The organism is Mucilaginibacter sp. BGA-UO-ETr-C110, from assembly GCF_059567985.1.
This window is the reverse complement of the sequence record NZ_JCAQPB010000001.1, coordinates 1-14,055: the sequence shown is the minus strand read 5'-3', so window position 1 is coordinate 14,055 and position 14,055 is coordinate 1. Positions and strand designations below refer to the sequence as shown.

The window sequence follows — 14,055 nt, the reverse complement described above, 5'->3', positions numbered from 1 at the left end:
CCTTAAATAGCAATACAATGAAAACTTTAAAATCAATATTATTAGGCTTAACTTTATTAGTAGTAGCCACTGTTGCCAAAGCAACCACCTACACAGAAGGTGAAAATTTAACAAAAAATTATGCCATCAGCACATACATCGATGCCATGACCCATGGTAAATTAAAAGGCCTTAGTGAAGTGATCGATCAGGATGCTAAATTCAGCATGTTACGCGGTAAAACCGTTTTGAACTTTAGCAAAGATGAGATGATCCAATCATTAAACGCCTCTAAAGGTACCGAGCAAACCTGCACTACTACTACATCAGTAGTTGAAAGCAACGAAGCTATTGCCGTTATCAAAGTTGATATGCAATATGAAGGCTTTACCCGCAGCAACTTTGTAACTGTATCAAACACTGGTAAAGGCTGGAAAATTACCAACGTGTACAGCGTTTTTAAATAAGTTTAGTTTTAGTTTAGTGTTAATATGTAAGTAGAGAGCCCCGCCCAGCGGGGCTTTTTATTTTTATTACTTTTTCTTTTTATTTAATTGATTTTTCTGTAACGTATTGAAAATTAATGTTGTCTTATAGATATAATTTAATCATTGAGCAAACAACAACAACAATATGAAAACCTTAAAATCAATAATACTCGGCCTTGCACTACTAGTGGTAGGCAGCGCCGCTAAAGCCATCCCTTACGGTGACGGCGACAATTTAACCAGAACCTTTGCTATCAACACCTATGTTGATGCCATGACCCGCGGTAAATTACAGGGGCTGAATGATGTGGTAGATCAAAACGCCAAATTCAGCCTGTTAAGTGGTAAAAAGATCGTATCCTTTACCCGCGACGAAATATTTCAATCCTTAAGACTCAACAAAAATGTAGAACAGGATTGTACCACCAGCACCACCATTATTCAAAGCAACTCCGATATAACCGTTGTAAAAGTTGATATGCAGTATGAAAAGTTTGTACGCAGTAATTATGTAACCATTGCCAATACCGGCAAAGGATGGAAAATTACCAACGTTTACAGTGTATTTAAATAGAACTTGGTTTAGTGTAATAGTTCAAGTAGAAGAGAGCCCCGCCAGTCGGGGCTTTTTTATTTTACCATAGGTTGTAAAACCGATTGCCACTTATCATATCCCTTATTATTTAAATGCAGGTAATCACTTTTGAATAAACTGGAATCGGGTGTTGTGGTGCCCGGTTTATAAATTACGTTAACCAGATCAACAAAATGGCTGTTGGGCTTATTTGTTAGATACGTTTTTATCAACTCATTGGCCTGTGCCACTGTTGTATAATATTTGGCCCGCACCGGGCTTGGTTTTATAGATAGATAATAGATCTCGGTTTTAGGTAATTTCTGGTGCAGCAGGGGCCATAATTTAGAAAACTCCTTTGCCACAAACGGGGCCGACTTTCCATCGGCAATGTCATTCTCGCCGGCATAAATAAATATTTTACGTGGCTGATATGGGAAAAGGATATACGGAGTATAATAATCAACCAGTTGCGTTAATGTTGAGCCACCTACACCCCGCTTAATAATGGGCTCTCCTGCAAAACGCTGTTCCAGATCGCTCCACAGGCGGATGGATGAACTGCCGATAAACAGTATCCCGCCCGGTTTAGGGAAGCTTAAACTATCCTGGTGTTTAAAAGCCCGTATCTCGTTATCAAACGGAAAACCCTGTTGTGCAGATACCTTGCCTATAAAAGCACAGCCAACTAAAAGCAAAAATAATTTCAGTTTCATGATGAAGTAAAGTTAAGTCGAAAGCCTTTAGTTGAAAGTCGAAAGTTTGAATTCTTTTTTCCAGACTACGGACTTTCCACTTCCGACTATTGACTTGATATCAATCGTTCTTCAAAAAATAAAAACGGTAATTGGTTTTCGATACCTTTTATTACCCATACCGGGCCACCGTCTACAAACAATAAAATTTTAATTGCTTTGTTCTGTTTTTTTTCAACTTCGGCCAGTACCTGCAGGCATGACCCACAGGAGGTTACGGGCTTTGTGAGCATAAATTCGTCTGTTTGGGCAGTAACCGCCATCGCCACAACCGGATCGTCGGGGTGATTAGCCCCCCAGTAAAACAGGGCTACACGCTCGGCACACAGACCTGAGGGATAGGCTACGTTTTCCTGGTTGCTGCCATAGATGATCTTACCGCTTTGTAAACGTAAGGCTGCCCCTACCCGGAACTTTGAATATGGTGAATGTGAGTTTTTTAATGCTTCGGTTGCCTCCAGGCACAACTCGCGGTCGACGGTGGGCAGTTCTTTTAACGAATCATATTCATCAAAAGCTATTTTTATTTCATGGTTGGTCATAAATATTCATCCGCATAAAAAGCGGGGGAAACAAGATAAGGATTTTTTAACAGGATTAAAAAAATTGACAGGATTTATTAGATCCCGCTTACCTAACCTATCCTCCAAAAACTTTTTAAACCTTTAATTTTAACAAATTTCTGATCAAAAACAGGGTAAAATGGACTCAAAATCGATTAAAAAACCCTCATTTTAACACTTTTTAACAAATTTTAACACAGTTTTGAGCCATTTTGAAAGCTTTAAAAAGTATTAAAATATTGATTATCAAATAACTACACATAAAACGCTCTGTTTTTGACCTTGTTTTGGTCTTAACAAAACAGCCCGGCTTCCTTAAAAAAGAAGCCAGGCTGGTGTTTATATAAAGATACGAAAAATGAAGAGAATATGAAGAACGGCCTGGTAACAAAAGCTTTGCAACTAACCATGATAATTTGTTAAACAAATACTTTATTTTAGATAATATCACCCTAAAACGCTGTAATATGCAAACTCAATTTACGCTCAGAGCTATTTTTCCGCTACTGTTATTTTTGATGATCATTTTAAACAGTTGCAGTTTTAACAGCTCCGTTTCGAACAGGAAAAGTGATGAAGCAGATGGTGAAAAGGTTACTGATCAATTTTTTAAACTGATCAAAGACAAAAAGTACGATGAAACCTACAAACTGTTCAGCAATAAATTTTGGACGGTAACTACTAAAGATAAGATGGCCGCGATATTCCAGATGACTCAAAATAAATTGGGAGATCTTCAAAACATCAAAATCTACAAGTGGGAAACTAAAGTAGTTAACGGCACTAACCCTTCTGCTGTGTATGCCTTCGCTTATAAAAACAAATACTCCAAATACGGTGCAATTGAAACGCTAAGACTCGCCCGGGAAGGAAATGGATCGATAAAAATCTTTTCATATTCTATCAACTCCAAAGGCTTTTTTAAGTTGTAAAATATTTCTTTCGCGAACGCAAGCATCTTGGACTTTTGAATTTCCGCAGGCCTCCCCACGGGAGGCCTGCGGCTGGTATCCGCGTGAAGACAGGGAGGGGTTTCTGCGACAGTTTCAACTTGCAAAGTTTTATAAACCCCTCCCTGCCCCTCCCAAGGGAGGGAATCGCACTGGCCGAGCTGCTCCTTGTCTTCGTAGTAACGACAGACACATGTGATGTGTCTCTACAAAAAATCATTTGACATAAAAAAGAGACGCATATACATGCGTCTCTTACAAAATTATATCGTTCGGTTAAGCTTATACCGCTACCGGCAGGGCCAGGGTTTCGGCTTCTTCGGCTACCAGGGGATTGATGCTTTCATCATCTTTTTCAACACGCAGGTTGTTAACGATGTGCAGCTGACGGGTTGGCGTATTTTTACCCATAAAATATTCCAGCAAGCCTTTGATGTTGGCATCTTTCAGGATCACCGGGTCAAGGCGAATATCCTTGCCGATGAACAGGCCAAACTCCTCGGGTGATATTTCACCCAAACCTTTAAAGCGGGTTATCTCGGGTTTGTTACCCAGTTTGGCAATGGCGTTGCGGCGTTCCTCGTCGCTGTAGCAGTAAATGGTTTCTTTTTTGTTGCGCACCCTGAACAATGGTGTTTGCAATATGGATACGTGACCGGCTTTCACCAGGTCGGGGAAAAATTGCAAAAAGAAGGTCATCAGCAGCAGGCGGATGTGCATACCATCCACATCGGCATCGGTAGCTATCACAATATTGTTATAACGCAGGCCGTCGATACCGTCCTCAATATTCAGGGCATGCTGCAGCAGGTTAAATTCTTCGTTTTCGTAAACCACTTTTTTGGTTAGCCCGTAACAGTTTAGCGGCTTACCTTTTAAGCTGAATACCGCCTGGGTTTGTACATCACGCGATTTGGTGATGGATCCACTGGCCGAGTCACCTTCGGTGATGAACAGCGTGGTGTCCTGGCGGCGTTCGTGTGTATCTTCAAAATGCAGCTTACAATCGCGCAGTTTACGGTTATGTAAGGATGCTTTTTTGGCTCGCTCGTTGGCCAGTTTCTTAATACCAGCAATATCCTTACGCTCGCGTTCAGATTGCAGGATGCGTTTCAGCAGCGAATCGGCAGCAGCAGGATTTTTATGCAGGTAATTATCCAGTTCCTTTTTCAGGAAATCATTGATAAATCCACGCACGGATGGCCCTTCGGGACCAATATTTTGCGAACCCAGTTTGGTTTTGGTTTGGGATTCAAACACCGGCTCCTGCACCTTGATAGCTATAGCGGCTACGATGGATGCTCTGATATCGGCAGCATCAAATTCCTTTTTGTAAAACTCGCGCACGGTTTTTACCACCGCCTCGCGAAAGGCTGCCTGGTGCGTACCGCCCTGGGTTGTATTTTGTCCGTTCACAAAAGAGTAATATTCTTCACCGTAGGCCTGGCCGTGGGTCATGGCTATCTCAATATCTTCGCCTTTAAGGTGAATGATGGGATAGCGCAGGGTTTCCACATCGGTATTGCGGGTAAGCAGATCGTATAGTCCGCGCTCCGAAAAATATTTTTGTCCGTTAAAATTGAGTGTCAAGCCTGAGTTGAGGAACACGTAATTCCAGATCATGCTTTCCACAAACTCCGGTATAAAGCGGTAATGACGAAAAATGGTATCGTCGGGTGTAAAGTTAATGGCGGTACCGTTGCGCTGGGTGGTTTCCTTTTCGGCATCATCACGGATCAGTTCGCCTTTGGCAAATTCGGCCTGTTTGGTGCGACCATCACGGTATGATTGTACAATGAATACATTAGACAGGGCATTAACCGCCTTGGTACCCACACCATTTAAACCTACCGATTTCTGGAAGGCTTTGCTATCGTATTTACCACCGGTATTGATCTTGGATACGCAATCGATCACCTTGCCCAGGGGTATACCCCTGCCATAATCACGTACGGATACTTTATGATCGCTCATGCTTACCTCAATGGTTTTGCCCGATCCCATCACAAACTCATCAATCGAGTTATCGATGATCTCTTTGAGCAATACATATACACCATCATCATAAGCCGAGCCATCGCCCAGTTTACCGATGTACATACCAGGGCGTAAACGGATGTGTTCTTTCCAATCCAGCGAGCGGATACTATCTTCACTATAATTAACTGCGTCTGCCATTTATAAAGTATCTTTTTTATTCCCGGTGCAAAAAATGCACCCATTTGCAAAAATATAGTTTAAGTGCTGAAGTTATGGTTCAAAACTGTCAACTTATTAACATTTGATAATTTAAAAAAACATTTGTTTGTTATCAGCTTAAACTAAAGCCGATCATCATCGTCTACAATAAATATTATATTTGATCACCAATCCTGCCTTTCATGAAAAACCTATCCCTGTTTGTTTCTATGTTGCTCTGCGCTTTAGGTGCCTCATCAAAAAATATGGCGAGCCACCCTGCTTTAAAAAAACAATTAGCCATAACTTATACCGATACAGCCTACATCAAATTACCTTCAGACATTACAGGCAATTGGTTTAAAACCGATGGTAGCCGGCAATGGATATTGGGATTATATGCCGAAAAAGCTATTTACCAAAGCAAGGCCTGGGATTATGCAGGCATCGGCGTGAAGGGTTCAACTATTTCCGTAAGTCTCAAAAACGGATCAGAAAAAAAGGTGTTACTGTTAAACGCAGTAAAAACCGGGGAGCTGACCATCGCCGGAGATAAAACCGGGATATTAACCAATGCCCCCTCCCTTAAAAAGCAAGCTGATAAAAACGATGCGGGTTTTACCAGCGTTATCTATAAAAGCGGTATGGCTATCTACTCTGGCTATATAAAAGGCTATTCTGCCAGCAAGGGTTTTAAAACGGGAGAAGTAATTACAAGCAATACGATTACAGGCCAACAGGAAAATTACGTATTTAACGTAAATAACGATGGCACTTTTTCCGTAGAGCTCCCCCTGGCTTTTGCAAGGGAGGGCATTATAAACCTCCCTTTTTTTTATGCAAACATTTACCTGGAGCCTGGCAAGCAGGTGTTTCAGGAATTTGATATATCTGGCAGCAGCATGCGGTTTTTTTTCATGGGCGATAATGCAGCGGTTAATACCGGGCTTGTAAACACCGTCCCGCTGATGGGCGATGATTTTGATAAGATATTTAAGGATATTGCCAATTTCACGCCGCAACAATACCAGACCTATTTTTTTAACATCAGAGATAAAAAACTGGCCCTGCTTGATAGCTTGTTAAAAACAAACGATTTAAATAAAAAAAGCTATGCGCTAACCAAAATGGGCGTAATATACAATACCGCTTATACCCTGCTTTTATATAACTCCTACAAAAACCAGGCATACCACAAGCTTAATAATATTCCGTTCACATCAAGAAAACCGCTGGTTGCTCCCTTAAAACTTGATTCGGCCTACCTTAGCGCTTTAAGATATGTTAAGGTTAATGATCCTTTGGCAGTAGTGAGCTTTGCTTATTCGGGATTTATCAATCAGCTAAAAAATACCGATGTATTATTACCTCTTTTTAATCAGGCATCAGCCACGGTTTATATGGATGCATTGCATAAAAAGAAAACGCTAAGCAATGATGAAAAAGAGGTGCTGAGTAATCTGAAGGTTGTTCTAAGATCAGATACAAATATGGCTATAACCATGCCGACGCCCATTTATACCCAGCTTGTAACCGGTAAAGAAAATCACTATAAGCCTGCACGGGAAAAATTTATACGGAAAAGGCGTGCGCAAATTTTGCAAAATATTTGGGGCACCAACATGTCCTTTGATCTGGATGTGATGGATGCGCAGGATGTTTGCAACGAAATTACGGAGCAATTTATCCCGCTAACTGCTGCGCAATTAGCGGCCATAAAACCGCGGTACAGCCATGTTATTGTTTATTCGGTTATTGAAAAACACAATGATGCCATTAAGCTTAAAATAGCTCAAAACAAGCTTGCAAAAATCGGTTCTACAAAAAACGAAACTCCCAAAACCGCGGCCGACAGCGTATTTGAAGCCATTATTAAAAAATACAAAGGCAAAGCTATTTATGTTGATTTTTGGGCCACCTGGTGCGGTCCTTGTTTAGAAGGCATTTTGAAAGTGGCTCCCATAAAAGAAGATCTGAAAAACGAGAACATAGTTTTTGTATACATCACCAACCCTACATCGCCTATTGGTTTATACAACAACAAGATCCCCGGCATAAAAGGCGAACATTATAGAGTAACACAGGATGAGTGGAATGTACTTTCGGGCAAATTCAATATATCGGGCATACCGCATTACGCGCTGGTAAATAAGCAAGGGGTAGTTATTGACCCGAAGATGAAATGGATAGAGGGCGAGGAATTAAAAAACAAGTTGCTGCAAGTAGCAAAAGAGTAAAAAGAATGATGCTTACCGCCTAAAAACTACATTTTAAACTTCAGGCTGTTACCGGCTTTATCAATATTCTTAAAAAACTCGGGATCTTTTTCGTTAGCAAAGCAAACCATTAAAATGATACCGGTATGGTTGCGCTGCAGGGTAATGAGCAGCGCGTATTTATAATGTTTGGTGGCAGGCAGGTCGAGCAGATTAAGCAGGTATGATTTGCCGGCATCGGCATTGTAACGGTCGAGCACATTTTGCGGCATGTTACGTATAAAATAATTATTATCGCCGGTAAAGGCTATAGCATGTGCCTTGCCCATCTCAACGTACAAGGAATCGGGATTGGCCAACTGACGGCCTTTATCATTCTGCGACCGTTCATAACTGGCCCAGTTTTCCTTTTGCGATTTTACCTGGAACCATACTTCAAAGCCCTTCCCGGGCATTTCCATAGCATAATCAAAAGAAAAATCCTCATTGTTGGTAGCTGGTATTTCTTTAAAACCTTTTGGGAACGTGAACGTAGCGCTGGCCTGGGCCAACAGCTGCAAAAACTCTTTAAATTGCTGGCTTCCCTGTACTGCAGGCTTAACCAATGTGGGTATTGGTTTCTTTTTAACCTTAGTTTTAGTATGCGGATGACTTACCTGTGCCCAGCCGCCTGTAACAAAAAACAAAAGCGCAAGCTGTAGTAATATGTGCTTATTTTGTTTCACAATGGCTTTCATTTTCTGGGAAGATCCAAACTGCTTTAAGGTATTGTTATAAATATATAAATACAAATCAAAACTAATTAAATTTTTAAAGAAATGAACAACTTGCTAAAGCCTTTTAGTTTTCCTGTATAGTCCCTGTACCAAACGTATTCCCGGCCCGTTTATTGAATGGCGCATAAAATATTATTCATTAAAGTTGTTTATTATTACGGTATCAAAGCTTGTTCGTAAATTAACTTAGATGAAATAAGGATATTTATGTTACCAAAACATACGATGTATTTAAATAATTTAAATAATACTCAACAAACATGAAGTACGAAGATATTCCATTGATAAATAACGAGGCCATACATCACTTTGAACTTACGGTTGATGGCACCAGTTCTTTTATTGATTATAAGCTACGAGGCGATGTGGTATACCTGATACATACCGAAGTGCCGGAGGAAATGGAAGGCCAGGGTATTGCCGCAGCACTGGTTGAAAAAGCCTTTGTATACCTGGAGCAGCATAACCTGAAAATGGTACCCTTGTGCGCTTATATACAAGCCTACCTGAAACGCCACCCCGAATGGACCAAACTAAGAGCAGTCTTTGATTAATTATTGAATTACTGATTTATTGAATTATTGATTGAGGAATGGGAATTAATTACTGAATTGGTGATTGGCGAAGATGTTATACTCGCTTCCTAATTCAGTCCTTCACTACTCTCCAATGCTAATTCAATAAATCAATAATTAATAAGGTGATGCGCTAACCGCCGACCAGCCGCCATCAACCACGATATTTTGTCCGGTGATTTGTGTGGCCTGCGGCGACACCAGGAATAGTACGGCATTGGCTACATCCTGCACTGTGCCCGGCCGGCCCATGGGTGTAATGCGCGACCAGGTATCTTTATAGCTGGCATCCTCCATAGTACGCTCGGTTAAGGTGGCGCCGGGAGCTACGGTATTTACGGTAATATGATAAGGCGACAGCTCCACAACCAGGCTTTTGGCCAGCATCTCGAGTCCGGCTTTGGTCATGCCATAAGCCGCCAGATCCTGATGCGCCTGGTGCCCCGTTACTGATGACATGAACAGGATACTTCCCCCGCTTTTTTGTTTGATGATCTGTTTGGCCGTACGTTGCGCCAGGAAAAAACTACCTTGCAGATTGAGGTTCATGACACTTTGCAATGACTGGGCCGGATAATCCAGGAAACTGCCAAACAGGGTGATGCCCGCGTTGGCTATAGCTATGGTCAATTTGCCAAACTGTTGCACCGCGGTATCAACCATTTGCTGTATAAAATCAATATCGGCAGCATCGCCGGCCAGGTCAATACAGTTACCGCCAAGCCGGTTGATGGTCTCCGCGGCATTGGCGGCCAGTTCCGGGCTCACATCATTGATCAATACTGCTGCCCCCTGCAGGGATATCTGTTTGGCAATTTCAAAACCAATGCCCTGGCCCGCTCCTGTTACAATGGCTACCTGCCCGGTAAAATTATTTGATGTCATATTTTTGATTAGTAATCAATTTCTATTTTCAGTTCCCCTCTTGAGAGGGGGCGCGTGGAGTTGTGTGTTGGCAGGGGTGTGTTCTGCGACTTGAAAAACACACCCCTTCCCCCTCTCAAGAGGGGATTCGCACTTGCCTATGCTCTTCTTTATTTTTTCTACCCAAACTCAATCAATAATTCACTAAATCAGTAATTCAATAATTAATGCGAGTCCCTCACTACCTCGCTGCCCGAGCCGCCTTTTAAAAAGTCAAAGTCGGCGCCAAGGTGGGCCTGCTCCACATGCGTTTGGTACAGGTGCACATAGCCACGTTTGGCGATGTTGGTGTTTAGTACCAGTTGTTCTTTACGGGTGGCGATTTCCTGGTCGCTTACGTCCAGGTGTAATGTGCCCGCGTAAACATCCAGACTGATGATGTCGCCATCCTGTACAATGGCCAGTGTACCGCCTACCGCTGCTTCGGGCGATACATGCAGTACCACGGTGCCGAAGCCGGTACCGCTCATGCGCCCGTCCGAGATCCGTACCATGTCGCGCACACCTTTATCCAGCAGTTTTTTGGGGATGGCCATATTGCCTACCTCGGGCATACCCGGGTAACCTTTGGGACCTACATTTTTTAATACCAGCACATTGGTTTCGTCAACCTCCAACGTTGGATCGTTTATTTTGTGTTTATAATCTTCAATATCCTCAAATACAATGGCCCGCCCCGTATGGATCATGAGCTCCGTGCTTGCTGCCGAGGGTTTAAGCACCGCCCCATTCTCGCACAAATTACCTTTTAAAACTACGATGCCCGCTACTTCGTTAAATGGCTTTTTCCAGCTGGCTATCAGTTCGCGGTTAAAACATTCGCTATGCTCATAATTATCTTTGATGGGTTTGCCCGTCACGGTTATGGTATCGCCGTGCAGTACTTCATGCAGTTCTTTCATGAGGGCAGGCAATCCGCCGGCATAATAAAAATCCTCCATAAAATATTTGCCCGATGGCTGCAGGTTGGCCAATAAGGGGATGCGTTTGGCAGTGGTATTAAAATCGTCCATATTGAGCTCAACCCCGATACGTGCCGCTATAGCCAGCAGATGGATAATAAAATTGGTTGAACCACCGATGGCCGCGTTTACGCTGATGGCGTTTTCAAAGGCTTGGCGGGTAAGTACATCTGATAGTTTCAGATCTTCCCGAACCATCTCCACAATACGGTTACCCGATAAGTGGGCCAATACTTTTCTGCGCGAATCAGCTGCCGGGATGGCGGCGTTCTCTGCCAGTGACAAACCTAGCGACTCCACCATACAAGCCATGGTTGATGCCGTACCCATCACCGCGCAATGGCCACGACTGCGGGCCATACAGGCTTCGGCGGTATATAGCTCCTCATCGCTCATATGACCGGCGCGGTGATCTTCGGAAAAGCGCCAGATGTCTGAGGTACCAATGTCCTGTCCACGATATTTGCCGGTAAGCATGGCTCCGCCCGAAACTACTATGGTGGGGATATCCACACTGCAGGCGCCCATGATGAGCGCGGGCGTGGTTTTATCGCAACCACAAAGCAGCACCACCCCATCAAGCGGGTTAGCACGGATAGATTCTTCCACATCCATACTCACCAGGTTGCGGTATAGCATGGCCGTAGGCTTGATGAGTGTTTCGCCCAATGACATCACCGGGAACTCTACCGGATAGCCGCCCGCTTCATAAATACCATTTTTTACAGATTCGGCCAGTTCGCGAAAATGGGCATTACAAGGCGTAAGCTCAGACCAGGTGTTACAAATGCCGATAACCGGTTTACCCTGCAACTGATGTGCCGGGATACCCTGATTTTTCATCCAGGCCCGGTAAATAAAGCCATCCTTGCCTGTTTTGCCAAACCAGCCCCTGCTTCTTAGCGGTTTATTGTCCATAAGTATAATTGGTATATTGAAGGTTCAATAAAGCAAATATAAATTTCTGTAAATCGTTTTAGGTAGAGATAAAATAAAATTATTTCAGCGGGACGACTCACCCCGCCTACGCTTCGCGTGGCACCCCCCTCTTCGCCTACGGCGGAAAGAGGGGACTTTAATTCCTTTTTACCCTCTTTGCGGCAAAGCCGGAGAGAGGGTCGACGAGCGTAGCGATGTCGGGGTGAGTCAATACGGTGTCTTGCTTTTTTACCTATATTGGCTTAAACTTTACCCATCATGACCAAATACTTCCTGATCCTGCTGATGATAACCGGCCTCAACTGTTCTGGGCAGGATTTTAAAATGCAGATAGCCGATTACCGCAAAGGCTATATGGACGATTTTCTAAAAGACGCCCACTCGCCCCTGAAAAAGGATGATCTCCAGTTTTTGCGTTTCTATGATGCCGACAGCACTTACCGTGTTACCGCCCAGGCAACAGTGCTGGTAAACGCGCAGGCTTTTATCATGCCAGTATTCAGCGGCACGGGCAGCGAATACACTCCATACGCCATATTAAAATTTACGCTCAAGGGTAAACCTTTGGAGTTGACGGTATACAAAAACACCCGGCTAGCCAATGTTCCCGGGTACAGTGATTACCTGTTTCTGCCTTTTATTGATGATACCAATGGTGCTACTACCTACGGCGGCGGGCGCTATATCGACCTGCGTCAAGGCGACTTTAAAGATGGCAGCGTGGTGATCGATTTCAATAAAGCCTATAACCCCTATTGTGCTTTCAGTTCTGGGTATGCCTGTCCCAAACCACCGGATGGCAATCGTTTGGCTATTGCAGTGGAAGCCGGGGAAAAATTGTTTGGCAAAGCGGTGAAGCATTGAAAATAGTGATCGATGAAATCTTTTTTAATTATAACATTTGTTTTAGCAATGTTTAGCCCATTTGCTTGGGCACAAAAGAAAACTCCTGTTATATTTCCGCCCCCTGTATTGGGGTTGGAAGTTCCAGAATTCATCAGTGCATGTGAACTTCCTGCTCATAAAAACGAGTTAGTATATACGAGATTTACTTACAGCGGTACGGACGAATATTGGGGTTTGCATCCGGCAGACAAACAATGTAAAGGCATTAATGCATATTTGGAAATACCCGACAGTGTGGAGCTTAAATCCGAAGACGAAATATTATTTAAAGATGCGCATAATCATTATTGGAACACTTATTTAATCATCGATGCTATTGGCATTTTTGATGATAGCCAGCACCAATATGGCCATTTGGGTAGCAACAATTCTAAGTTTACTGTAAAGTGGATTGTTGCTGTTCAGAAAATCCGAGTAAAGAAATAATTGCCTTCTATTTCTTTACTCTCCAAAAAAATCTCCTTTTAATTTCCAAAAAAGTATTCTATATTCACAGTTTCAAAACAAGTGTTACTCTCACACTCATTATAAACCAAAATACTGATGTTCAATATGCTTAAACCCTTACATCATTCCCTTGCTAAAAAAATACAATCGATTGCGATAATAATATCACTCACTCTCTGCGGCGTTACAACATCAGCTTTGGCGGTTGTTAAATCGTACAAAAAAGCCGCGGATGGCGTTACTTTTTCCCTGGATAAAGGCCTGTTGAAAGTGCTGGTGCGCCGGGCCGATATTGTGGAGATCAAGTACACCATATTCAATGCTTTTGAAACCAAACCATCCCTGGTGGTCAACAATAGCTGGAAAACTCCTACCCTTTACCAGGTTGCAGAAAGTAAAACTGAGGTAACTATTACCACCGCTAAATTAAAGATCAAGGTTAACAAGGCCACCAACGCCATTACCTATACCGACCTCAAAGGCAACATCATTACCGCCGAAGACAGCGAGAATAAAACCATTACCCCGGCAACTGTCGCTGGCATCAGTACCAATACCATCAGTACCCAGTTTGTTTCGCCGCAAAACGAAGGTTTATTTGGGCTGGGTTGCCATCCGCTTGATTCCCTGTCCATCAATTACAAGGGCCGCAACCAGGAATTGCTGATCAAATACCTTACCGGCGCTATACCCGTGCTGTTGTCAACCAAAGGCTATGGCCTGATGTGGGATAATTACTCGGCATCCAATTTTTACGGCGCCGAAGCTGATAATACCAAGTTCAAATATGTATCCGAAAGCGGCAAACAGGTGGACTATTTCT

At 43.0% G+C, this 14,055-nt stretch carries 14 protein-coding genes; 8 read left to right on the top strand and 6 right to left on the bottom strand.

Features of this window, described 5'->3' with window-relative positions; genetic code table 11:
• Positions 1-17: 17 nt before the first annotated feature.
• Together AC57BQ_RS00070 and AC57BQ_RS00065 are read left to right on the top strand one after the other, a co-directional pair.
• Positions 18-446: a nuclear transport factor 2 family protein gene (locus tag AC57BQ_RS00070; RefSeq protein WP_090473803.1), complete on the top strand. Its 429-nt coding sequence runs from the start codon at positions 18-20 to the stop codon at positions 444-446.
• A 166-nt stretch (positions 447-612) separates the two neighbouring features.
• Positions 613-1,041, top strand: a complete 429-nt coding sequence (locus AC57BQ_RS00065) for a nuclear transport factor 2 family protein (protein ID WP_496404355.1) — start codon at positions 613-615, stop codon at positions 1,039-1,041.
• Positions 1,042-1,097: 56 nt separating this feature from the next.
• On the opposite strand, the gene AC57BQ_RS00060 is transcribed toward AC57BQ_RS00065, so the two are convergent.
• Entirely contained in the window at positions 1,098-1,757 is a 660-nt protein-coding gene (locus tag AC57BQ_RS00060; RefSeq protein ID WP_496404354.1) for a GDSL-type esterase/lipase family protein, read from the bottom strand.
• Between the two features lie 86 nt (positions 1,758-1,843).
• Positions 1,844-2,338, bottom strand: a complete 495-nt coding sequence (locus AC57BQ_RS00055; protein WP_496404353.1) for a cytidine deaminase — start codon at positions 2,336-2,338, stop codon at positions 1,844-1,846.
• A 488-nt stretch (positions 2,339-2,826) separates the two neighbouring features.
• Here AC57BQ_RS00055 and AC57BQ_RS00050 point away from each other — a divergent pair, with 488 nt between their 5' ends.
• On the top strand, positions 2,827-3,291 hold the full coding sequence (locus AC57BQ_RS00050; protein WP_496404352.1) for a hypothetical protein: 465 nt from the start codon (positions 2,827-2,829) through the stop codon (positions 3,289-3,291).
• A 300-nt stretch (positions 3,292-3,591) separates the two neighbouring features.
• Here the strand turns inward: AC57BQ_RS00050 and AC57BQ_RS00045 are convergent, their stop codons facing one another.
• Positions 3,592-5,487, bottom strand: a complete 1,896-nt coding sequence (locus AC57BQ_RS00045; protein WP_496404351.1) for a DNA topoisomerase IV subunit B — start codon at positions 5,485-5,487, stop codon at positions 3,592-3,594.
• Positions 5,488-5,690: 203 nt separating this feature from the next.
• Here AC57BQ_RS00045 and AC57BQ_RS00040 point away from each other — a divergent pair, with 203 nt between their 5' ends.
• The gene (locus tag AC57BQ_RS00040) at positions 5,691-7,724 is read left to right on the top strand and encodes a TlpA family protein disulfide reductase (protein ID WP_496404350.1); all 2,034 of its coding nucleotides are present in this window, start codon (positions 5,691-5,693) and stop codon (positions 7,722-7,724) included.
• Between the two features lie 26 nt (positions 7,725-7,750).
• On the opposite strand, the gene AC57BQ_RS00035 is transcribed toward AC57BQ_RS00040, so the two are convergent.
• Positions 7,751-8,494: a hypothetical protein gene (locus AC57BQ_RS00035; RefSeq protein ID WP_496404349.1), complete on the bottom strand. Its 744-nt coding sequence runs from the start codon at positions 8,492-8,494 to the stop codon at positions 7,751-7,753.
• Positions 8,495-8,739: 245 nt separating this feature from the next.
• On the opposite strand from AC57BQ_RS00035, the gene AC57BQ_RS00030 reads away from it, so the two are divergent.
• The gene (locus AC57BQ_RS00030; RefSeq protein WP_496404348.1) at positions 8,740-9,033 is read left to right on the top strand and encodes a GNAT family N-acetyltransferase; all 294 of its coding nucleotides are present in this window, start codon (positions 8,740-8,742) and stop codon (positions 9,031-9,033) included.
• A gap of 138 nt (positions 9,034-9,171) precedes the next feature.
• Here the strand turns inward: AC57BQ_RS00030 and AC57BQ_RS00025 are convergent, their stop codons facing one another.
• Positions 9,172-9,939, bottom strand: a complete 768-nt coding sequence (locus tag AC57BQ_RS00025) for an SDR family NAD(P)-dependent oxidoreductase (RefSeq protein ID WP_496404347.1) — start codon at positions 9,937-9,939, stop codon at positions 9,172-9,174.
• Positions 9,940-10,142: 203 nt separating this feature from the next.
• On the bottom strand, positions 10,143-11,858 hold the full coding sequence (locus AC57BQ_RS00020; RefSeq protein WP_496404346.1) for an IlvD/Edd family dehydratase: 1,716 nt from the start codon (positions 11,856-11,858) through the stop codon (positions 10,143-10,145).
• Positions 11,859-12,137: 279 nt separating this feature from the next.
• Here AC57BQ_RS00020 and AC57BQ_RS00015 point away from each other — a divergent pair, with 279 nt between their 5' ends.
• The 3 genes from AC57BQ_RS00015 to AC57BQ_RS00005 all read left to right on the top strand — a co-directional run.
• Positions 12,138-12,743 (top strand): DUF1684 domain-containing protein, encoded by a 606-nt coding sequence (locus tag AC57BQ_RS00015; RefSeq protein ID WP_496404345.1) that lies wholly within the window; start codon positions 12,138-12,140, stop codon positions 12,741-12,743.
• 12 nt (positions 12,744-12,755) lie between these two features.
• On the top strand, positions 12,756-13,211 hold the full coding sequence (locus tag AC57BQ_RS00010) for a hypothetical protein (protein WP_496404344.1): 456 nt from the start codon (positions 12,756-12,758) through the stop codon (positions 13,209-13,211).
• Between the two features lie 219 nt (positions 13,212-13,430).
• Positions 13,431-14,055: hypothetical protein (locus AC57BQ_RS00005; RefSeq protein ID WP_496404343.1), on the top strand; the 625-nt coding region annotated here is incomplete at its 3' end.

What these genes read in the sequence shown, in the direction of transcription:
- AC57BQ_RS00070 (WP_090473803.1), top strand. Translation starts at nt 18, where the DNA reads ATGAAAACTTTAAAATCAATATTATTAGGCTTAACTTTATTAGTAGTA.
- AC57BQ_RS00065 (WP_496404355.1), top strand. Translation starts at nt 613, where the DNA reads ATGAAAACCTTAAAATCAATAATACTCGGCCTTGCACTACTAGTGGTA.
- AC57BQ_RS00060 (WP_496404354.1), bottom strand. Translation starts at nt 1,757, where the DNA reads ATGAAACTGAAATTATTTTTGCTTTTAGTTGGCTGTGCTTTTATAGGC.
- AC57BQ_RS00055 (WP_496404353.1), bottom strand. Translation starts at nt 2,338, where the DNA reads ATGACCAACCATGAAATAAAAATAGCTTTTGATGAATATGATTCGTTA.
- AC57BQ_RS00050 (WP_496404352.1), top strand. Translation starts at nt 2,827, where the DNA reads ATGCAAACTCAATTTACGCTCAGAGCTATTTTTCCGCTACTGTTATTT.
- AC57BQ_RS00045 (WP_496404351.1), bottom strand. Translation starts at nt 5,487, where the DNA reads ATGGCAGACGCAGTTAATTATAGTGAAGATAGTATCCGCTCGCTGGAT.
- AC57BQ_RS00040 (WP_496404350.1), top strand. Translation starts at nt 5,691, where the DNA reads ATGAAAAACCTATCCCTGTTTGTTTCTATGTTGCTCTGCGCTTTAGGT.
- AC57BQ_RS00030 (WP_496404348.1), top strand. Translation starts at nt 8,740, where the DNA reads ATGAAGTACGAAGATATTCCATTGATAAATAACGAGGCCATACATCAC.
- AC57BQ_RS00025 (WP_496404347.1), bottom strand. Translation starts at nt 9,939, where the DNA reads ATGACATCAAATAATTTTACCGGGCAGGTAGCCATTGTAACAGGAGCG.
- AC57BQ_RS00020 (WP_496404346.1), bottom strand. Translation starts at nt 11,858, where the DNA reads ATGGACAATAAACCGCTAAGAAGCAGGGGCTGGTTTGGCAAAACAGGC.
- AC57BQ_RS00015 (WP_496404345.1), top strand. Translation starts at nt 12,138, where the DNA reads ATGACCAAATACTTCCTGATCCTGCTGATGATAACCGGCCTCAACTGT.
- AC57BQ_RS00010 (WP_496404344.1), top strand. Translation starts at nt 12,756, where the DNA reads ATGAAATCTTTTTTAATTATAACATTTGTTTTAGCAATGTTTAGCCCA.